At 54.4% G+C, this 19929-nt stretch carries 14 protein-coding genes, 2 tRNA genes, 3 rRNA genes and 1 other annotated feature; of the genes, 14 read left to right on the top strand and 5 right to left on the bottom strand.

Going from position 1 to position 19929, the window contains the following annotated elements; genetic code table 11:
* Nucleotides 1-7: 7 nt before the first annotated feature.
* Nucleotides 8-1351 (bottom strand): anaerobic C4-dicarboxylate transporter, encoded by a 1344-nt coding sequence (locus HF675_RS19170; protein WP_187043592.1) that lies wholly within the window; start codon nucleotides 1349-1351, stop codon nucleotides 8-10.
* 550 nt (nucleotides 1352-1901) lie between these two features.
* Between HF675_RS19170 and HF675_RS19165 the strand changes: the two genes are divergently transcribed.
* Both HF675_RS19165 and tyrA read left to right on the top strand, forming a co-directional pair.
* Nucleotides 1902-2975, top strand: a complete 1074-nt coding sequence (locus HF675_RS19165) for a 3-deoxy-7-phosphoheptulonate synthase (RefSeq protein ID WP_105229874.1) — start codon at nucleotides 1902-1904, stop codon at nucleotides 2973-2975.
* 6 nt (nucleotides 2976-2981) lie between these two features.
* Nucleotides 2982-4103, top strand: coding sequence for a bifunctional chorismate mutase/prephenate dehydrogenase (gene tyrA, locus HF675_RS19160; RefSeq protein ID WP_111737690.1), 1122 nt, complete (start codon nucleotides 2982-2984; stop codon nucleotides 4101-4103).
* 221 nt (nucleotides 4104-4324) lie between these two features.
* On the opposite strand, the gene pheA is transcribed toward tyrA, so the two are convergent.
* From pheA to bamD, 4 genes are all read right to left on the bottom strand, one after another.
* Complete coding sequence (gene pheA, locus HF675_RS19155; RefSeq protein ID WP_105229876.1) at nucleotides 4325-5482, bottom strand: bifunctional chorismate mutase/prephenate dehydratase; 1158 nt, start codon at nucleotides 5480-5482, stop codon at nucleotides 4325-4327.
* 32 nt (nucleotides 5483-5514) lie between these two features.
* Nucleotides 5515-5641: a sequence feature (Phe leader region), on the bottom strand.
* Nucleotides 5593-5640: a pheA operon leader peptide PheL gene (gene pheL / locus HF675_RS19150; protein WP_102024999.1), complete on the bottom strand. Its 48-nt coding sequence runs from the start codon at nucleotides 5638-5640 to the stop codon at nucleotides 5593-5595. (Overlaps the previous feature by 48 nt.)
* Nucleotides 5642-5762: 121 nt before the next feature.
* Complete coding sequence (raiA, locus tag HF675_RS19145; RefSeq protein ID WP_105229877.1) at nucleotides 5763-6107, bottom strand: ribosome-associated translation inhibitor RaiA; 345 nt, start codon at nucleotides 6105-6107, stop codon at nucleotides 5763-5765.
* A 311-nt stretch (nucleotides 6108-6418) separates the two neighbouring features.
* Complete coding sequence (gene bamD / locus HF675_RS19140; RefSeq protein WP_015671036.1) at nucleotides 6419-7150, bottom strand: outer membrane protein assembly factor BamD; 732 nt, start codon at nucleotides 7148-7150, stop codon at nucleotides 6419-6421.
* A gap of 131 nt (nucleotides 7151-7281) precedes the next feature.
* Between bamD and rluD the strand changes: the two genes are divergently transcribed.
* The 12 genes from rluD to HF675_RS19080 all read left to right on the top strand — a co-directional run bounded on the left by rluD (nucleotide 7282) and on the right by HF675_RS19080 (nucleotide 19920).
* Nucleotides 7282-8259 carry a 23S rRNA pseudouridine(1911/1915/1917) synthase RluD gene (rluD, locus tag HF675_RS19135; RefSeq protein WP_105229878.1) on the top strand — a complete coding sequence of 326 codons (978 nt, stop codon included), beginning with the start codon at nucleotides 7282-7284 and terminating at the stop codon, nucleotides 8257-8259.
* Complete coding sequence (yfiH, locus tag HF675_RS19130; RefSeq protein WP_187043591.1) at nucleotides 8259-8990, top strand: purine nucleoside phosphorylase YfiH; 732 nt, start codon at nucleotides 8259-8261, stop codon at nucleotides 8988-8990. Before rluD ends, yfiH begins: the two co-directional genes overlap by 1 nt.
* Nucleotides 8991-9119: 129 nt before the next feature.
* On the top strand, nucleotides 9120-11693 hold the full coding sequence (gene clpB, locus HF675_RS19125) for an ATP-dependent chaperone ClpB (RefSeq protein ID WP_105229880.1): 2574 nt from the start codon (nucleotides 9120-9122) through the stop codon (nucleotides 11691-11693).
* A 498-nt stretch (nucleotides 11694-12191) separates the two neighbouring features.
* Nucleotides 12192-13733 (top strand): 16S ribosomal RNA (locus HF675_RS19120).
* Between the two features lie 173 nt (nucleotides 13734-13906).
* Nucleotides 13907-13982 (top strand) — tRNA-Glu (locus tag HF675_RS19115).
* A 221-nt stretch (nucleotides 13983-14203) separates the two neighbouring features.
* A 23S ribosomal RNA gene (locus HF675_RS19110) occupies nucleotides 14204-17111 on the top strand.
* Nucleotides 17112-17290: 179 nt separating this feature from the next.
* Nucleotides 17291-17406, top strand: a 5S ribosomal RNA gene (gene rrf, locus HF675_RS19105).
* Together the 16S, 23S and 5S rRNA genes with 2 tRNA genes alongside form the textbook arrangement of a ribosomal RNA operon.
* A 91-nt stretch (nucleotides 17407-17497) precedes the next feature.
* Nucleotides 17498-17574: transfer RNA gene (locus tag HF675_RS19100), tRNA-Asp, on the top strand.
* Between the two features lie 310 nt (nucleotides 17575-17884).
* Nucleotides 17885-18592 carry a beta-ketoacyl synthase chain length factor gene (locus HF675_RS19095; protein ID WP_187043590.1) on the top strand — a complete coding sequence of 236 codons (708 nt, stop codon included), beginning with the start codon at nucleotides 17885-17887 and terminating at the stop codon, nucleotides 18590-18592.
* Nucleotides 18585-19394, top strand: coding sequence for a 1-acyl-sn-glycerol-3-phosphate acyltransferase (locus tag HF675_RS19090; protein WP_105233217.1), 810 nt, complete (start codon nucleotides 18585-18587; stop codon nucleotides 19392-19394). Before HF675_RS19095 ends, HF675_RS19090 begins: the two co-directional genes overlap by 8 nt.
* Nucleotides 19395-19398: 4 nt before the next feature.
* The gene (locus tag HF675_RS19085) at nucleotides 19399-19659 is read left to right on the top strand and encodes a phosphopantetheine-binding protein (protein ID WP_105229882.1); all 261 of its coding nucleotides are present in this window, start codon (nucleotides 19399-19401) and stop codon (nucleotides 19657-19659) included.
* Between the two features lie 9 nt (nucleotides 19660-19668).
* On the top strand, nucleotides 19669-19920 hold the full coding sequence (locus HF675_RS19080; RefSeq protein WP_187043589.1) for an acyl carrier protein: 252 nt from the start codon (nucleotides 19669-19671) through the stop codon (nucleotides 19918-19920).
* Nucleotides 19921-19929: the final 9 nt, after the last annotated feature.

The raw sequence follows: 19929 nt of genomic DNA, 5'->3' as shown, positions 1-19929 counted from the left end.
CATCCTCTTACAGCAGGGTCGTAACCAGCAGGTAGCCGGTTACGCAGGCGGATGAAACGCCAATCAGCCCCGGCAGGATAAAACTGTGGTTGATGATAAATTTCCCGATGCGCGTCGTCCCTGAGCGGTCGAAGCCGATACAGGCCAGATCGCTGGGGTAGGTCGGCAATACGAAGTAACCGTAGGCCGCCGGAAAAAACGCCAGCAGCATTTTCGGCTCGACGCCCAACTGCAGCGCCATCGGTGCAACGGCGGTCAGCGCGGCGGCCTGGCTGTTAACCAATTTCGATACCAGAAACAGCACAATGGCGTAAGTCCAGGGCTGGCTTTTAACCACGTCTTCAAGCAGCAGTTTTAAATCTCCCATATGCGCCTGGAAGAAGGTGTCGCTCATCCAGGCGACGCCGAATACCGAGAAAATGGCGACCATACCCGCCTTGAACACCGCGCCGTTGGCGATATCGCCTGGCTTGACCTTACAGCCGATCAGCATGACGGCGCCGGCAATCAGCATCATCATTTGAATTACCAGGTTCATCGATAGCGGCTTCATCACGCCTTTGACGGCGAAGGCCGGACGCAGTTCAGAGAAGGCACCGAGCAAGACCACGACGGCGATTGCGGCAAAAAAGATCAGGGTTGATGCATAGGCAGATTTGGCAAAACGCTGGTCCAGTAGGGTTTCGCCGGCGCCGTAAATATAGGCGCGCTGTTCAGGATCGCTGATACGCGCCTGAAAATCGGCGTCGTGCTCCAGATCTTTACCGCGGCGCAGGCTCCAGAGCGCCGCGATCAGCACGCCAACCAAAGACGAGGGAATGGAAACCGCCAGGATTTCCACCAGGGAGTAGGCGCGGCCGATACCGTGCCCGGCGGCGATAATCGATACCAGAGACACGACGGCGACGGAAACCGGCGAGGCGGTGATGGCCATTTGTGAGGCGACCGAGGCCACGGCCATCGGGCGTTCCGGGCGGATGCCTTTTTTCAGCGCGATATCGCCGATGATCGGGAACATGGTGTATACCACGTGGCCGGTACCGCACAGAAATGTCAGCATCCAGGTGGTGAACGGCGCGAGCAGCGTAATATGCTGAGGGTGCCGGCGCAGAAGACGTTCGGCATATTGCATCAATACGTTCAGTCCTCCGGCGGTTTGCAGTACCGAGGCACAGCCGATTACCGCCAGAATGGTCAGCATCACATCAATAGGCGGCTTGCCCGGCTGCAGCCCAAAGACAAAGCACAGCACAAAGATACCGACACCGCTGATTAATCCCAGCCCCATACCGCCATAGCGCGTGCCGACCAATAAACAAGCAATGATGATGCCGAATTCCAGAGTTATCATGCGGGTTCCTTCGCTGAAAAAGAGAGGCCCGGCTTATTACCTTTGCCGCCGACGTTAGCGTTGACCGCAAGCTAACCGGAAAGAGGTATTGGCCGTTTCTGCCATCATTCATGAATTGCGCAGACAGAACCCTGAGATAGCTCAATATTTATAAGGGAATAGCGCGATTTTTATCAGTGTAATAATGTGTAATTATTGAAAATCAACGGGTTGTTGTTTGTGGCGCCAGTGTTTTTACATTGTCTGAAATGGCGTGGCGGGGCTATGGCATTTAAGTGCCGTCTGAGCGCTCGGTCTTAGAAAAGGTGTAATTTTTTATTTACATTATGGTGTTTTTATTCTTGTCCTATGTCATTTGTTGTTTTGTTTTTATTTTTTATTTTGTTGTTATTTATGTATTTTTTATTGATTATCTCGCGCCAATCTGGGTGGTAATTTTTTATTTACACGCAATGGATTGAAAACTTTACAATGCGTGGTAAGGTAGTCCTCGAAACGCTCAATGTTTTACTTCATTTATGCATAACGGCAAACGACAGGACATATCACCATGCAAAAAGACGCGCTCAACAACGTGCACATCAGTGCAGAACAGGTTTTGATTACGCCGGAAGAACTGAAGAATCAATTCCCGCTTAGCGTGGCGGATGAGGCCCAAATCGCCACGGCGCGCAAAACCATCGCCGATATTCTGCAGGGGCGCGACCCCCGTTTGCTGGTGGTCTGCGGGCCGTGTTCTATCCATGATCCTGATGCGGCGCTGGACTACGCCCGTCGTTTGCAAGCACTGGCGGCCGACTTGAGCGATCGGCTGTATATCGTTATGCGCGTCTACTTTGAGAAACCGAGAACCACCGTCGGCTGGAAAGGCCTGATCAACGATCCTCATATGAACGGTTCGTTTGACGTTGAAGCCGGTTTGCATATTGCACGTCGTCTGCTGTTGGATCTGGTGGAAATGGGATTACCGCTGGCGACCGAAGCGCTGGATCCGAATAGCCCGCAATACCTGGGCGATCTGTTCAGCTGGTCGGCGATTGGCGCACGCACCACCGAATCTCAGACCCACCGTGAAATGGCCTCTGGCCTGTCGATGCCGGTCGGCTTTAAGAATGGCACCGACGGCAGCCTGAGTACGGCCATTAACGCCATGCGCGCTGCTGCAATGCCGCACCGCTTTGTCGGCATCAATCAGGCCGGACAGGTGTGCCTGCTGCAGACGCAGGGTAATCCGGACGGCCATGTGATTTTGCGCGGCGGTAAAACGCCGAACTACGGCCCGGAGGACGTCGCCGCCTGTGAAAAACAGATGCGCGATGCGGGACTCCGCCCGTCCCTGATGATAGATTGCAGTCACGGCAACTCAAATAAAGATTACCGTCGTCAGCCTGCGGTTGCCGCTTCCGTGGTTGAGCAGATTAACGCGGGTAACCGCTCAATTACTGGCATTATGCTGGAGAGCAACCTGCATGAAGGCAATCAGTCCTCCGAACAACCGCGCGCGGAGATGCGCTACGGCGTGTCCGTGACCGATGCCTGCATTGACTGGGAAAGCACGGAAACGCTGCTGCGTGATATGCATCAGCAACTGGGCGCCGCGCTGATGGCCCGCACTGGAGAGTAGCAAGTTATGGTGGCTGAACTGACCGCATTACGCGATCAAATCGACGAGGTGGATAAGGCGCTGTTGGATCTGCTGGCAAAGCGCCTGCATCTGGTGGCGGAAGTGGGAGAAGTAAAAAGCCGCTACGGCTTGCCGGTCTATGTTCCCGAGCGGGAGGCGGCCATGCTGGCGTCACGCCGGCAGGAGGCGGAAACGCTCGGCGTACCGCCGGATTTGATTGAGGATATTTTGCGCCGCGTGATGCGTGAATCCTACACCAGCGAAAACGACAAAGGCTTTAAAACGCTGTGCCCGCAGCTGCGGCCTATCGTGATTATCGGCGGTAACGGGCAGATGGGGCGTTTGTTCAACCGCCTGCTGACGCTGTCCGGCTATCAGGTCAAAGTACTGGATCAGCAGGACTGGCCGCAGGCGGAAAGCCTGCTCAGCGATGCCGGGATGGTGATCGTCAGCGTGCCGATCCACGTAACGGAGCAGGTGATTGGCCGTCTGCCCAAGCTGCCGGATGACTGTATTCTGGTGGATTTGGCCTCGGTGAAAAATCCGCCGCTGCAGGCGATGCTGACGGCGCATAGCGGGCCGGTATTGGGATTGCACCCGATGTTCGGGCCGGATGTCGGCAGCGTAGCCAAGCAGGTGGTGGTGTACTGCGACGGCCGTCAGCCGGAGGCGTACCAGTGGCTGCTGGAACAGCTGCAGGTCTGGGGCGCCAGACTGCACCGCATCAGCGCGGTGGAGCACGACCAGAATATGGCGTTTATTCAGGCGCTGCGTCACTTCGCCACCTTTGCTTACGGACTACATCTGGCAGAAGAGAATGTGCAACTGGAGCAGTTGCTGGCGCTGTCATCACCGATTTATCGCCTGGAACTGGCGATGGTAGGGCGGCTGTTTGCGCAGGATCCGCAGCTGTACGCTGACATTATTATGTCTTCAGGCGACAACCTGCAGCTGATTAAACGCTACTACACCCGGTTTGGCGAGGCGATCAAACTGCTGGAGCAGGGCGATAAACAGGCGTTTATCGACAGTTTCCGCAAGGTTGAGCACTGGTTTGGCGATTACGCCCAGCGTTTCCTGGTTGAGAGCCGCTCACTGCTGCGTCAGGCGAACGACAGCCGTCGCTAAACATCTTGGTGAAAGAACAAGGTCTGGCATTCGCCAGACCTTTTTTATCCCTGCATGAACACCACCTCCTATGGAGGTGGTCAGCAACAGGTTTTGGCTTTGCCTTATTGTCTTTGGAATTAAATCGTTCAGAACAGGCAGAGACTAATTGTAGGGCTTTTAGTACGCCCCTCTGGGGCGAAATCAATGCCACCTGCTAAGCAGGTGGTTTTTTACGCGTATCAGGAAGGATTGACCGGTACCACGTTTTCGCTGGGGTAACAGCCGAGCACCTTCAGCGAGCGGGTGATTGGCGTCAGATCCTGCAGCGCTTTCTGCATCGCCTCTGAGCGGATATTTGCCTGCACATCAAGATAAAACATCTCTTCCCACGGATTACCGTTGATCGGGCGCGACTCCAGCTTGGTCATGATGATGCCGTTCTCGCGCAGCACCAGCAGCGCCTCCACCAAAGCCCCGGATTGCTGGCCGGTCGCCATGATCAGCGTGGTTTTCGCCGGCACCTGCTCGGAGACATCAATGGCCTTGCGCGCCAGCACGATAAAACGCGTGATATTTTGCTGTTGATTGGCCAGGTTATGTTCCAACACCTGCAGGCCATACAGCGCGCCGCCGGCTTCGCTGCCGAGCGCGGCGGCCGTTGGTGAATTGAGTTTGGCGACCTGCTCCATCGCCGCGGCGGTGCTTTCACAGTATTCGATTTTCCAGTGCGGATAACGGCTGATGAACTGGCTGCATTGCTGGAACGGCTGCGGGTGGCTGTAGACGGTTTCAATCTGATCCAACGTGCCGTTGCCGGTGGTCAGTACGCAATGGTCTATCGGATTGGTGAGTTCGCCGACGATCGACAAGCTGGTGTGCTGCAGCAAATCGTACACGTCGTTGATGGAGCCGGAGCTGGTATTTTCAATCGGCAGCACCGCGTAGTCCGCCTGGCCGGTTTCAACCTGGGTGAAGATGTCCTGGAATTTCTGGCAGCCGTGTTCGATTAACTGGTCGAAATGGCGCGCGGCGTACTGGCGTGCCGCCAGATGCGAATAGGAGCCTTTAGGACCAAGGAAGGCGATGCGCGCGGAATGCTGGCTGGTTTGGTTCAGCTGATGCTGCAACAGCGCCTGCTGGGTCAGCACCGAGTCTTCGATAATCAGCTGGAACAGGCGGGTGACGTAGAAGCCGTCGAGGTCATAAGGCTTGGCGGCGGCAATCAGCGCATCCAGCAGATCGCGCTCGCGTTCTTTATCACGGATCGGGCGGTGAGAGTGCAGTTTGCTTTTTCCTACTTCCAGTGCCAGCTCACGGCGCTCTGCCAGCAGCGCCAGCAGCTTCAGATCCAGCGCGCTGATGCGTTCGCGCAGCACCAGTAACGGGTTATCGGTCATAATCAGTTGTGCCTTATGTTTTTCTAATAGTCATAAAAAAAGCCCCCTGTCTCCAGGAGGCTTTGCTGTTCGTCTTCGCATTCTTTATCACACGACGAAACGCCTCCCAATCAGGGGAAGGTAAAAAAGAATGCGAAGAAAAACGGTGTGCGTTGCATTTGGGTATCCAAGTCTGTTGCCAACAGGTTTTAAAGTAACCGCAGGCTTTTCCCTGTGTCAATAAAAACCGGCAGACAAAAAACGCGCCGGGAGGCGCGTTTGATGTGGCACAGGCCTGATATTAGGATTCTTGCTCCGGCGCCGCTTCCGGCACGATATCTTTCACGCTGGCGTAGGCGCGGCGTGCTTCACCCTTGTGCTGCACCTTGTTCAGTTGGCGTTCCAGCTTGGCGATCAGCTCGTTGATGGCGGTATACATATCTTCATGTTTGGCGCTGGCAACCAGCGGGCCATTCGGCGTGGTGATGGTGGCGTCGGCCACAAACCCTTTCGGCTCTTTGGACAGCACGATATGCGGGTTAATCAGTTGGGCCTGCCATTTATCCAGTTTGGTGAGACGGTCTTCGACATGACTACGGATTGCGGGGGTGATATCCATTTGTTTGCTGGTAATGTTGATTGTCATATGACTTACCTCTCTTGTCTTTCCGTCTTTGGATAAATTCAGCATACCCCCGTTTTGGCGTAAATGGGCGACGAAAATCGCCTTTTTTTGTCACTTTTTGCAAAGTTAGTTCAATCTGTGATTTGCTTTCGGAAACTGTTAACTGGCGCTTGAGTCTTGGTGCGTAATGGCGCATTATCGATAGGTTAACCGATGAAAGTTCTTTGCTAACGCCGTGTTTTGACTGGCGTATTTGTCATCATCCGTTAAGAGTACGCCAAAAAAACGGCAGCCCTGGGCTGCCGTTTTGTCTTTCTGCTGTGCAGGAAGCATCAGGCGCGGTTGGCGGCGATGATTTTCGCCACTTTGTCCGCCTGGCTGTTCAGCTGCAGCTGCTTATACGCATTTTCCATCAGCGGCAACGCATCGCGGGTCGCTTTGGTATCCGGGTATTCACGCATCATCTGCTCGACGCGATTAACAACCGCGACGTACGCACCGCGTTTAGTGTAGTATTCCGCCACTGACAGCTCATACTTGGACAGACGGTTCTTCAGGTACACCAGACGCTTTTGCGCGTCGGTCGCATACTGGCTGTTCGGATACTGTTGAATCAGCTGGCTGAAGTCGCGGAACGCGGCACGGGCGTGCTGCGGATCGCGGTCTGAACGATCGACCCCGAAGAAGCCCTGCAGCGCGCTGTCATCCAGCGCCATATCCGTCAGCCCGCGCATATACATCACATAGTCGATGTTCGGGTGCGTCGGGTTAAGGCGGATAAAGCGATCGATAGACGCCTGCGCCAGCGGCAGATCGGCCGATTTATAGTAGGCATAGATCAGATCGAGCTGTACCTGCTGGGAGTAAGGCCCGAATGGATAGCGGTTGTCTAACGCTTCGAGTTGCGTAATCGCGCCCTTGAAGTTACCGTCCTGCAGTTTTTGCTGGGCGTTAGCATAGATTTCCGAAGGCGGGTTGTCGGGAACCGCATCCTTGGAACTGGAGCAACCTGCCAGCGCCAGGCTCAACGTGGCTGCAGCCACCAGATATTTCATACGCGTCATGACGTTTTGATTATCCTCAGGGTGTTATTCCGGGAGACTGTCCGTTAAGCTCCCGACAAAGACCAGTTACAATAGCACATTATATTAAACGGCATCGCCGTGAAAACCCAACGTTAACGAAGAAGCTGCATATGGCACAACAAGTACAACTCACCGCAACGGTGGCCGAATCTCAACTCGGACAACGTTTAGATCAGGCTTTGGCCGAATTGTTCCCTGATTATTCAAGATCTCGCATAAAAGAGTGGATTTTGGAAGATCGGGTGCAGGTCGACGGCAAAACGATAAACAAACCGAAAGAGAAGGTGCTGGGAGGAGAGACGGTCGCCATTGATGCGCAGATTGAAGAAGAAGCGCGTTGGGAGCCGCAGAACATCCCGCTGGATATCGTCTATGAAGACGGGGATATTCTGGTGATCAACAAGCCGCGCGATCTGGTGGTGCACCCGGGGGCAGGCAACCCGGACGGCACGGTGCTTAATGCCTTGCTGTACCACTATCCCGAGATTGTTGACGTACCGCGTGCTGGCATTGTGCACCGTCTGGATAAAGACACCACCGGCCTGATGGTGGTCGCCAAAACCGTCCCGGCGCAGACGCGCCTGGTGGAAGCGCTGCAGGCGCGTGATATTACCCGCGAGTATGAAGCGGTGGCGATTGGCACCATGACCGCCGGCGGTACGGTGGAGGAGCCGATTGCGCGCCACTCCACCAAACGTACCCACATGGCGGTGCATCCGATGGGGAAACCGGCGGTAACCCATTACCGCATTATGGAGCACTTCCGCGCGCATACGCGGCTGCGGCTGCGGCTGGAAACCGGGCGTACGCACCAGATTCGCGTACATATGGCGCATATCAGCCACCCGCTGGTAGGCGATCCGCTGTACGGCGGCCGTCCGCGTCCGCCTAAAGGCGCATCGGACGCGTTTATCCATACCCTGCGCGGTTTTGACCGTCAGGCGCTGCATGCCACCATGCTGCGTTTGTATCATCCGATCAGCGGCATCCAGATGGAGTGGCATGCGCCGCTGCCGCAGGATATGGTCGACCTTATCGACGCGCTGAAAGCGGATACCGAAGAATTTAAAGACCAGATGGATTGGTGATGGAGACGTTGATTCTGCCCGACTGGCCGTTGCCGCAAGGCGTTCAGGCCTGCAGCACCACCCGCCGGGGCGGAGTCAGCCTGCCGCCTTATGATTCCCTGAATCTCGGCATGCACGTCGGCGACCGGCCACAGTCGGTACAGCAAAACCGGGAATGCCTGGTGAGAGTCGCCGGCCTGCCGCAGATGCCGCACTGGCTGGACCAGGTGCATGGTACGCGGGTGGTACGCCTTAACGGGCAGACGCCGGACGATCTGCAGGCCGATGCGGTGTATACCCGTGAGCCGGGGCAGGTGTGTGCGGTGATGACGGCGGATTGTCTGCCGGTGCTGTTTTGCTCCCGTCGCGGCGACGAAGTGGCCGCCGCCCATGCCGGCTGGCGCGGGTTGTGCCATGGCGTGCTGGAGCAGACGATCGCCGAGTTTTATGCCGAGCCGGGCGAGATCAGCGCCTGGCTGGGGCCGGCGATCGGCCCGCGGCAGTTTGAGGTCGGTGCTGAGGTGCGGACGGCGTTTATCGCTGCGGATGCGCTTGCCGAGCGGGCCTTTACCCCATTCGGGGAGAAATATCTTGCCGATATTTATCTGCTGGCGCGCCAGCGACTGCAACGCGCCGGCATCAACGCCGTTTACGGCGGTGACCGCTGTACCGTTAGCGAAAAGAGCGATTTCTTTTCCTATCGGCGCGATGGCATAACCGGACGTCTGGCAAGTTTAATCTGGCTGATATAACCTATTGAATTAGGACGATCCACTGACGCATAACGTAGTACCGATAATATAGTGTCGAAATAACCTTGAAAATTTGAGGAATGACCTCATTTAATCTCCAGTAGCAATTTTGACCATATTGGAGGTGTTATGCGTCTGGATCGTCTTACCAACAAATTCCAGCTGGCCCTCGCCGATGCCCAGTCTCTCGCCCTTGGGCACGACAATCAATTTATCGAACCGTTACATCTGATGAGCGCGCTGCTCAATCAGGAAGGGGGCTCGGTTCGTCCTTTATTAACGTCTGCCGGTATTGATGCCGGTCGCGTGCGTGTTGACATCGAACAGGCACTATCGCGCCTGCCGCAGGTTGAAGGTACCGGTGGTGACGTACAGCCGTCCCATGAACTGGTGCGTGTACTGAACCTGTGCGACAAACTGGCGCAGAAGCGCGCCGACAAATTTATCTCTTCCGAATTATTCGTTCTGGCGGTGCTGGAAGATCGCGGCACCCTGACCGAACTGCTGAAAGCCGCCGGCGCAACGGGCGACAAAATCAGCAAGGCAATTGACCAAATGCGGGGTGGTGACAGCGTGGAAGACCAAGGGGCTGAAGATCAGCGTCAGGCATTGAAAAAATACACTATCGACCTTACCGAACGCGCTGAGCAGGGCAAGCTTGACCCGGTAATCGGCCGTGACGAGGAAATCCGCCGCACCATCCAGGTGCTGCAGCGCCGTACCAAAAACAACCCGGTGCTGATTGGTGAGCCAGGCGTGGGTAAAACCGCGATCGTCGAAGGGCTGGCACAACGTATTGTGAACGGTGAAGTGCCGGAAGGTCTGAAGAACAAACGCGTGCTGTCGTTGGATATGGGCGCGTTGATTGCCGGCGCCAAATACCGCGGCGAGTTTGAAGAGCGCTTAAAAGGCGTACTGAACGATCTCGCCAAACAGGAAGGCAGCGTCATTCTGTTTATTGATGAACTGCACACCATGGTCGGGGCCGGTAAGGCCGACGGCGCGATGGACGCCGGTAATATGCTGAAGCCGGCGCTGGCGCGCGGTGAGCTCCACTGCGTTGGGGCCACGACGCTGGACGAATACCGTCAGTATATAGAGAAGGATGCGGCGCTCGAACGTCGTTTCCAGAAAGTCTTTGTGGCGGAACCGAGCGTGGAAGACACCATTGCGATCCTGCGTGGCTTGAAAGAGCGCTATGAACTGCACCACCACGTACAGATCACCGACCCAGCGATCGTGGCCGCGGCAACGTTGTCGCACCGCTATATTTCTGACCGCCAGTTGCCGGACAAGGCCATCGACCTGATCGATGAAGCCGCTTCCAGCATCCGTATGCAGATGGATTCCAAACCGGAATCGCTCGACCGTCTGGAGCGCCGCATTATCCAACTGAAGCTGGAGCAGCAGGCGCTGAATAAAGAGTCGGACGACGCCAGTAAGAAACGGCTGGAAATGCTCAGCACCGAACTGGAACAGAAAGAGCGTGAATATTCTGAACTGGAAGAAGAGTGGAAAGCGGAAAAAGCCTCCCTCTCCGGCACGCAGAATATCAAGGCTGAGCTGGAGCAGGCGAAGATCTCGCTGGAACAGGCGCGTCGCGTCGGCGACCTGGGCCGGATGTCCGAACTGCAATACGGCAAGATCCCTGATTTGGAAAAACAGCTGGCGGCGGCAACGCAGGCTGAAGGCAAGACCATGAAGCTGCTGCGTAACCGCGTGACGGATGCGGAAATCGCCGAGGTGTTGGCCAAAGCGACCGGTATTCCGGTGGCGCGCATGCTGGAAGGCGAGCGCGATAAGCTGCTGCGTTTGGAGCAAGAGCTGCATTCACGGGTGATTGGTCAGGATGAAGCGGTCAGCGCGGTATCCAATGCGATTCGCCGCAGCCGTGCCGGCCTGTCTGACCCGAACCGGCCGATCGGTTCCTTCCTGTTCCTCGGCCCGACCGGGGTGGGTAAAACCGAACTGTGTAAAGCGTTGGCATCGTTCCTGTTCGACAGCGACGACGCGATGGTGCGTATCGATATGTCCGAGTTTATGGAGAAACACTCGGTCTCTCGGCTGGTGGGTGCGCCTCCGGGCTATGTTGGTTATGAAGAAGGGGGCTACCTGACGGAAGCCGTCCGCCGTCGTCCTTATTCCGTCATCCTGTTGGATGAAGTGGAAAAGGCGCACCCGGACGTGTTCAATATTCTGCTGCAGGTGCTGGATGATGGTCGCCTGACGGATGGTCAGGGGCGTACCGTCGACTTCCGTAATACCGTGGTGATCATGACCTCTAACCTGGGTTCTGATTTGATTCAGGAACACTTTGGCCAGATGAACTATGCGCAGATGAAAGAATCGGTGATGGAAATGGTGGGACATCACTTCCGTCCTGAATTCATCAACCGTATAGATGAGGTTGTGGTATTCCACCCGCTGGGGCAAAAACACATCGCCGCTATCGCCAAGATTCAGTTGGATCGTCTGTATCAACGTCTGGAAGAGCGCGGTTACGAAGTCACCATCACCGAGCCGGCGTTGGAGCTGCTTGGCAAGACCGGTTACGATCCTGTCTATGGCGCACGTCCGTTGAAACGCGCTATCCAGCAGGAGATTGAGAATCCGCTGGCGCAGCAAATCCTTTCCGGTGAGCTGGTGCCCGGCAAACCGGTGACGCTGGACGTGGAAAACGACCATATTGTCGCCAAACAGTAAAGGGCGTGAGTGGTATCTATAAAGAGGAGCGGGTAACCGCTCCTTTTCTTTTTGGCGGTTTTGTCGGGGTTGTCACTGAAGAGGGGCAAAAAAGTCCCTTTTTTGCCTAATAAATATCCTAAAATGGCAATATCGCGTGTTTTTTGTGCGGTTGGCATTTTTTTTGAAATTAGGGGTTGCGGCGTTCTGAGAACTCCCTATAATGCGCCTCCACTGACCGGGAACAACGACTGACAAGCCGCCGGGTCAGCGAGAAGAAAGCGAAATAAACGCTTGACTCTCCGGGCGAAAAGCGTAGTATACGCAGCCCGCGCCGATGAGAATTATCTCCGGCGATGCTCTTTAACAATTTATCAGACAATCTGTGTGGGCACTCACAAGGCGATATCCAGCATCCTCGGATGCAAAAAATATCAAGTCTTGAAGAGTGACTAACTGAAGTAAAATTCATGCAGTAAATCTTTGAGCAACAGCTATTAACTTAGCGAATCAAGCTTTTAATTGAAGAGTTTGATCATGGCTCAGATTGAACGCTGGCGGCAGGCCTAACACATGCAAGTCGAGCGGCAGCGGAAAGTAGCTTGCTACTTTGCCGGCGAGCGGCGGACGGGTGAGTAATGTCTGGGAAACTGCCCGATGGAGGGGGATAACCACTGGAAACGGTGGCTAATACCGCATAACGTCTTCGGACCAAAGTGGGGGACCTTCGGGCCTCACACCATCGGATGTGCCCAGATGGGATTAGCTAGTAGGTGGGGTAATGGCTCACCTAGGCGACGATCCCTAGCTGGTCTGAGAGGATGACCAGCCACACTGGAACTGAGACACGGTCCAGACTCCTACGGGAGGCAGCAGTGGGGAATATTGCACAATGGGCGCAAGCCTGATGCAGCCATGCCGCGTGTGTGAAGAAGGCCTTCGGGTTGTAAAGCACTTTCAGCGAGGAGGAAGGGTAGTGTCTTAATACGGCACTACATTGACGTTACTCGCAGAAGAAGCACCGGCTAACTCCGTGCCAGCAGCCGCGGTAATACGGAGGGTGCAAGCGTTAATCGGAATTACTGGGCGTAAAGCGCACGCAGGCGGTTTGTTAAGTCAGATGTGAAATCCCCGAGCTTAACTTGGGAACTGCATTTGAAACTGGCAGACTAGAGTCTCGTAGAGGGGGGTAGAATTCCAGGTGTAGCGGTGAAATGCGTAGAGATCTGGAGGAATACCGGTGGCGAAGGCGGCCCCCTGGACGAAGACTGACGCTCAGGTGCGAAAGCGTGGGGAGCAAACAGGATTAGATACCCTGGTAGTCCACGCCGTAAACGATGTCGATTTGGAGGTTGTGCCCTTGAGGCGTGGCTTCCGGAGCTAACGCGTTAAATCGACCGCCTGGGGAGTACGGCCGCAAGGTTAAAACTCAAATGAATTGACGGGGGCCCGCACAAGCGGTGGAGCATGTGGTTTAATTCGATGCAACGCGAAGAACCTTACCTACTCTTGACATCCAGAGAACTTAGCAGAGATGCTTTGGTGCCTTCGGGAACTCTGAGACAGGTGCTGCATGGCTGTCGTCAGCTCGTGTTGTGAAATGTTGGGTTAAGTCCCGCAACGAGCGCAACCCTTATCCTTTGTTGCCAGCGGTTCGGCCGGGAACTCAAAGGAGACTGCCAGTGATAAACTGGAGGAAGGTGGGGATGACGTCAAGTCATCATGGCCCTTACGAGTAGGGCTACACACGTGCTACAATGGCGTATACAAAGAGAAGCGAACCTGCGAAGGCAAGCGGACCTCATAAAGTACGTCGTAGTCCGGATTGGAGTCTGCAACTCGACTCCATGAAGTCGGAATCGCTAGTAATCGTAGATCAGAATGCTACGGTGAATACGTTCCCGGGCCTTGTACACACCGCCCGTCACACCATGGGAGTGGGTTGCAAAAGAAGTAGGTAGCTTAACCTTCGGGAGGGCGCTTACCACTTTGTGATTCATGACTGGGGTGAAGTCGTAACAAGGTAACCGTAGGGGAACCTGCGGTTGGATCACCTCCTTACCTAAAGATATCCTGACTGTGCAGTGTCCACACAGATTGTCTGATGAAAAGAACGAGCAAAGCGTCGATGCGTTGGGGGTACGGTGACAAATAACACTGTCGCTCGATTTTCCTGGGAAAATCTCGCCCTTACACGAAATTAGCGAATCAGTGATTCGCTAAGCAAATTTCGTGTCCCCTTCGTCTAGAGGCCTAGGACACCGCCCTTTCACGGCGGTAACAGGGGTTCGAATCCCCTAGGGGACGCCACTTGCTGATATCGGGTGAAAGACGGTATCAAACGATATCTCAAAACTGGCTTGCGAGTCATGTTTGAGATATTTGCTCTTTAACAATCTGGAACAAGCTGAAAATTGAAACATGGCAGCTGAAACTTGTCCCCCGTAGACGTTCGGGATGAGGAGTAACCTGTCATAGAGTCTCTCAAATGTAGCAACACGACGATGTCGGAAGACACCTTCGGGTTGTGAGGTTAAGTGACTAAGCGTACACGGTGGATGCCTAGGCAGTCAGAGGCGATGAAGGGCGTGCTAATCTGCGAAAAGCGTCGGTAAGGTGATATGAACCGTTACACCCGACGATACCCGAATGGGGAAACCCAGTGTGTTTCGACACACTATCATGTCATGAATACATAGTGGCATGAGGCGAACCGGGGGAACTGAAACATCTAAGTACCCCGAGGAAAAGAAATCAACCGAGATTCCCCCAGTAGCGGCGAGCGAACGGGGAAGAGCCCAGAACCTGAATCGGCTTGTGTGTCAGTGGAAGCGTCTGGAAAGTCGCACAGTAAAGGGTGATAGTCCCGTACACGAAGATGCACAGGTCGTGAGTTCGATGAGTAGGGCGGGACACGTGTTATCCTGTCTGAATATGGGGGGACCATCCTCCAAGGCTAAATACTCCTGACTGACCGATAGTGAACCAGTACCGTGAGGGAAAGGCGAAAAGAACCCCGGCGAGGGGAGTGAAATAGAACCTGAAACCGTGTACGTACAAGCAGTGGGAGCACCTTCGTGGTGTGACTGCGTACCTTTTGTATAATGGGTCAGCGACTTATATTTTGTAGCAAGGTTAACCGAATAGGGGAGCCGTAGGGAAACCGAGTCTTAACTGGGCGTCTAGTTGCAAGGTATAGACCCGAAACCCGGTGATCTAGCCATGGGCAGGTTGAAGGTTGGGTAACACTAACTGGAGGACCGAACCGACTAATGTTGAAAAATTAGCGGATGACTTGTGGCTGGGGGTGAAAGGCCAATCAAACCGGGAGATAGCTGGTTCTCCCCGAAAGCTATTTAGGTAGCGCCTCGTGAACTCATCTTCGGGGGTAGAGCACTGTTTCGGCTAGGGGGCCATCCCGGCTTACCAAACCGATGCAAACTCCGAATACCGAAGAATGTTATCACGGGAGACACACGGCGGGTGCTAACGTCCGTCGTGAAGAGGGAAACAACCCAGACCGCCAGCTAAGGTCCCAAAGTCATGGTTAAGTGGGAAACGATGTGGGAAGGCACAGACAGCCAGGATGTTGGCTTAGAAGCAGCCATCATTTAAAGAAAGCGTAATAGCTCACTGGTCGAGTCGGCCTGCGCGGAAGATGTAACGGGGCTAAACCATGCACCGAAGCTGCGGCAGCGACGCTTATGCGTTGTTGGGTAGGGGAGCGTTCTGTAAGCCGTTGAAGGTGTGCTGCGAGGCATGCTGGAGGTATCAGAAGTGCGAATGCTGACATAAGTAACGATAATGCGGGTGAAAAACCCGCACGCCGGAAGACCAAGGGTTCCTGTCCAACGTTAATCGGGGCAGGGTGAGTCGACCCCTAAGGCGAGGCTGAAAAGCGTAGTCGATGGGAAACAGGTTAATATTCCTGTACTTGGTGTTACTGCGAAGGGGGGACGGAGAAGGCTAGGCTAGCCGAGCGACGGTTGTCTCGGTTTAAGCGTGTAGGGGGAGTGACCTGGTAAATCCGGTTGCTTGTTAACCCTGAGGCGTGATGACGATGCACTACGGTGCAGAAGTAGTTGATGCCAAGCTTCCAGGAAAAGCCTCTAAGCTCCAGGTAACACGAAATCGTACCCCAAACCGACACAGGTGGTCAGGTAGAGAATACCCAGGCGCTTGAGAGAACTCGGGTGAAGGAACTAGGCAAAATGGTGCCGTAACTTCGGGAGAAGGCACGCTGGCGCGTAGGTGAAGTCCCTTGCGGATGGAGCTGAAGCCAGTCGCAGATACCAGCTGGCTGCAACTGTTTAATAAAAACACAGCACTGTGCAAACACGAAAGTGGACGTATACGGTGTGACGCCTGCCCGGTGCCGGAAGGTTAATTGATGGGGTTATGGGTAACCAGAAGCTCTTGATCGAAGCCCCGGTAAACGGCGGCCGTAACTATAACGGTCCTAAGGTAGCGAAATTCCTTGTCGGGTAAGTTCCGACCTGCACGAATGGCGTAATGATGGCCAGGCTGTCTCCACCCGAGACTCAGTGAAATTGAACTCGCTGTGAAGATGCAGTGTACCCGCGGCAAGACGGAAAGACCCCGTGAACCTTTACTATAGCTTGACACTGAACATTGAGCCTTGATGTGTAGGATAGGTGGGAGGCTTTGAAGTGTGGACGCCAGTCTGCATGGAGCCAACCTTGAAATACCACCCTTTAATGTTTGATGTTCTAACTCGGCCCCCTAATCGGGGGTGAGGACAGTGTCTGGTGGGTAGTTTGACTGGGGCGGTCTCCTCCCAAAGAGTAACGGAGGAGCACGAAGGTTAGCTAATCACGGTCGGACATCGTGAGGTTAGTGCAAAGGCATAAGCTAGCTTGACTGCGAGAGTGACGGCTCGAGCAGGTGCGAAAGCAGGTCTTAGTGATCCGGTGGTTCTGAATGGAAGGGCCATCGCTCAACGGATAAAAGGTACTCCGGGGATAACAGGCTGATACCGCCCAAGAGTTCATATCGACGGCGGTGTTTGGCACCTCGATGTCGGCTCATCACATCCTGGGGCTGAAGTAGGTCCCAAGGGTATGGCTGTTCGCCATTTAAAGTGGTACGCGAGCTGGGTTTAGAACGTCGTGAGACAGTTCGGTCCCTATCTGCCGTGGGCGTTGGAAGATTGAGAGGGGTTGCTCCTAGTACGAGAGGACCGGAGTGAACGCACCACTGGTGTTCGGGTTGTCATGCCAATGGCATTGCCCGGTAGCTAAGTGCGGAAAAGATAAGCGCTGAAAGCATCTAAGCGCGAAACTTGCCTCAAGATGAGTCTTCCCTGGGCCTTTAAGGCCCCTGAAGGAACGTTTAAGACTAAGACGTTGATAGGCTGGGTGTGTAAGTGCAGCGATGCATTGAGCTAACCAGTACTAATGAACCGTGAGGCTTAACCTTACAACACCGAAGGTGTTTTAGAGACGGATGACAAAATCGTCGGGAACGATTTTGAACAACGCGGAGCGTTGGCCCCGAAGGGGTGAGTATCAGGATGATACGAATAATTTTCAGCGAAGTTCCGAGATTGGATTGACTGGCGACGTGGAAGCGTTGCGGGTTGATTGAAACAGAATTTGCCTGGCGGCAATAGCGCGGTGGTCCCACCTGACCCCATGCCGAACTCAGAAGTGAAACGCCGTAGCGCCGATGGTAGTGTGGGGTCTCCCCATGCGAGAGTAGGACACTGCCAGGCATCAAATAAACGTTATCAGAGTGACGCCTGATAATTGCAAGGCTCAGAAGAAGCCTTGCTGCTTTGAAAAAAGCAACGTAACAGAATCGGTGGAGCGGTAGTTCAGTTGGTTAGAATACCTGCCTGTCACGCAGGGGGTCGCGGGTTCGAGCCCCGTCCGTTCCGCCACTTTATTGATAAGCCCTGAGTCTCTGACTCAGGGCTTTTTCATGTGCAAAAATCACACCTAATAAAACTCTTAGTACCTTACCCTGGAAAGAACGCTGCGGTTATCAGCCTATTTTATTCCTGTCTCGTTCGGCTTTAATGCGTTAGCACAATGCGACACTGGCAGGTTGATATATAGTTAACTGACTAATAAATAAAATTTATTTTCACTAAAATAAATGCAGGCTATAAAATCAGACTTTTAGCCATGTTATCCGGGGGTAAATATCATAAATTTATGCACGATATATTCTGGTGACAAGCGGGTCGCATGAAGATACTCAATTGGTGGGCGTTGGCCGACGGGCGTGAAACTGCAGATAGCTGGCGTCAGTGGGCCAGACAGCCACATGGCGAGATAACCACGCAGACTTTGCCTCCTTGCCCACATATTCCCATGATGTCTTTACGACGCATGAGCGCAGGCACACGCTTGGCCGTCGAATGTGGTCTGACATTGTTGGAGCAGCAGGCTGTGGATATGGCCATCTTTACCAGCCGCCACGGCGAGCTGGAGCGCACCCATAAGATCCTGCAGCACCTGAACCAGCAACAACCGCTGTCGCCGACCGATTTTGCCATGTCGGTGCATAATACCGCCGCAGGCTGGTTAACCATCATTGCTAAAAATACCTTACCCACCACCTCTCTGGCCGCTGGCGAAGACAGTTTTCAACAGGGAATACTGGAAGCGCAGGGGATATTGGCCAGCGGCGCGGCGGAACGGGTTTTGTTGGTGGATTTTGACGGTGCGCTGCCTGAGGACTACCAGCCTTTTGTCACGTTAACCGCTCGCCCCTATGCGCTGGCGCTGCTGTTGGCGGCGGGGGAGTCATTACAATGCGTGCCGGTCGCCAGGCAAGCGACCGCTGAGTCTTTACCACAAAGTTTATCCTTCCTGCGCCACTGGTTAAGCGGGCAAACAGAGTTTATCGTGCCGGGTCCGCGACACGATTGGCGCTGGACGTATGATGGCTAGGAAAGCTAACCCCACGCCACCCTCATCGTGGCTGAACCGCAGCTGGCGCGTGGTTGCGACCGGCGGATTATTCGCCCTGTTTGGCGTCGGCGGCCTGCTGCTCTCCTGCGTTTGGTTCAATCTGCTGCGCCTGCTGGTGCGTGATTCGGCCCGGCGTCATCAGCTAACTCAGGATTCTATCCGTCACAGCTTTCGCGTTTTTCTGGCCGCCTGCCGTTTTTTCGGCGTACTCGATTATGCTTTCGAGCATGAAGAACGTCTGCAAGAGGATGCCGGCTGTCTGGTGATCGCCAATCATCCCAGCCTATTGGACTATGTGCTACTGGCTTCGCGCATGCCGCGTTGCGACTGCATCGTTAAACAGGCGCTTTTGCGCAATGTATTCGTGCGCGGCGTGATTAAGGCGGCCGGTTATCTGGCGAATGCCGAATCTGAGCGTTTACTGGAGCAGTGCCGGCAACGTCTGGCCAGCGGCGGCACGATTCTCATCTTCCCGGAGGGGACGCGCACCACGCCGGGAACCATGCTGACGCTGCAGCGCGGTGCGGCGAATATCGCGATTCGCAGCCAATGTCCCATCCGACTGGTGCAGATCCACTGCGAGCCGCCAATGCTGACGAAACAGGGCAAATGGTATAATATCCCGGCGACAAAACCGCAGTTTCGCGTAACTGTTCTGGATAAGATCGATACGCGCACTTTTATGCGCGAGGACGATGTTTCTCCTGCCCGCGCAGCAAGACGTTTAACCCAGCATTTAACTGACGCCTTACAGTCAGATTCTATAAATAATGAGAAATAGTGGAATGCATTTATTGAGCACCGAAATCAAGCAATTGATTATTGATTCGCTCAATCTTGAAGGCATGACGCCGGATGAGATTGACACACAGGCGCCTTTGTTCGGCGAAGGATTAGGACTGGATTCCATTGATGCGTTGGAATTGGGGCTGGCGTTGAAAAACCGCTATGGCGTTGTGCTGTCGGCCGAAAGCGACGATATGCGTCAGCATTTTTATTCTGTGGAAACGTTGGCCGCGTTTGTTTCCGCACAGCGTAGCAAATAAGGGGTTTTCATGGATAAGCAGCAGATTTTTGTAGAGGTTCAGACGCTGATGGCGAAGCTGTTTGAGCTTAATGCCCAGGATATTACGCCGCAGTCCGGCCTGTATGACGAGCTGGATCTGGACAGCATCGACGCCGTAGACCTGGTGGTGCATCTGCAAAAGATCACCGGTGAGAAGATCAAACCGGAAATGTTCAAATCGGTGCGTACGGTACAAGACGTGGTCGATGCTATCGATCAATTGCTTAACCCTGGAAACTGATACAGGTGG

The sequence above is a fragment of the Serratia sp. JUb9 genome (genome assembly GCF_014298095.1).
GTDB classification, from domain to species: domain Bacteria; phylum Pseudomonadota; class Gammaproteobacteria; order Enterobacterales; family Enterobacteriaceae; genus Serratia_B; species Serratia_B rhizosphaerae.
The sequence above is the reverse complement of the archived record's forward strand: the minus strand, read 5'-3'. Positions and strand labels throughout refer to the sequence as shown.

Excerpts from the sequence above, each read along its gene's own strand:
- raiA (WP_105229877.1), bottom strand. The coding sequence starts at position 6,107 with ATGACAATCAACATTACCAGCAAACAAATGGATATCACCCCCGCAATC.
- bamD (WP_015671036.1), bottom strand. The coding sequence starts at position 7,150 with ATGACGCGTATGAAATATCTGGTGGCTGCAGCCACGTTGAGCCTGGCG.
- HF675_RS19095 (WP_187043590.1), top strand. The coding sequence starts at position 17,885 with ATGAAGATACTCAATTGGTGGGCGTTGGCCGACGGGCGTGAAACTGCA.
- HF675_RS19090 (WP_105233217.1), top strand. The coding sequence starts at position 18,585 with ATGGCTAGGAAAGCTAACCCCACGCCACCCTCATCGTGGCTGAACCGC.
- HF675_RS19080 (WP_187043589.1), top strand. The coding sequence starts at position 19,669 with ATGGATAAGCAGCAGATTTTTGTAGAGGTTCAGACGCTGATGGCGAAG.
- tyrA (WP_111737690.1), top strand. The coding sequence starts at position 2,982 with ATGGTGGCTGAACTGACCGCATTACGCGATCAAATCGACGAGGTGGAT.
- yfiH (WP_187043591.1), top strand. The coding sequence starts at position 8,259 with ATGGAGACGTTGATTCTGCCCGACTGGCCGTTGCCGCAAGGCGTTCAG.
- rluD (WP_105229878.1), top strand. The coding sequence starts at position 7,282 with ATGGCACAACAAGTACAACTCACCGCAACGGTGGCCGAATCTCAACTC.
- HF675_RS19170 (WP_187043592.1), bottom strand. The coding sequence starts at position 1,351 with ATGATAACTCTGGAATTCGGCATCATCATTGCTTGTTTATTGGTCGGC.
- pheA (WP_105229876.1), bottom strand. The coding sequence starts at position 5,482 with ATGACCGATAACCCGTTACTGGTGCTGCGCGAACGCATCAGCGCGCTG.
- HF675_RS19165 (WP_105229874.1), top strand. The coding sequence starts at position 1,902 with ATGCAAAAAGACGCGCTCAACAACGTGCACATCAGTGCAGAACAGGTT.
- HF675_RS19085 (WP_105229882.1), top strand. The coding sequence starts at position 19,399 with ATGCATTTATTGAGCACCGAAATCAAGCAATTGATTATTGATTCGCTC.
- clpB (WP_105229880.1), top strand. The coding sequence starts at position 9,120 with ATGCGTCTGGATCGTCTTACCAACAAATTCCAGCTGGCCCTCGCCGAT.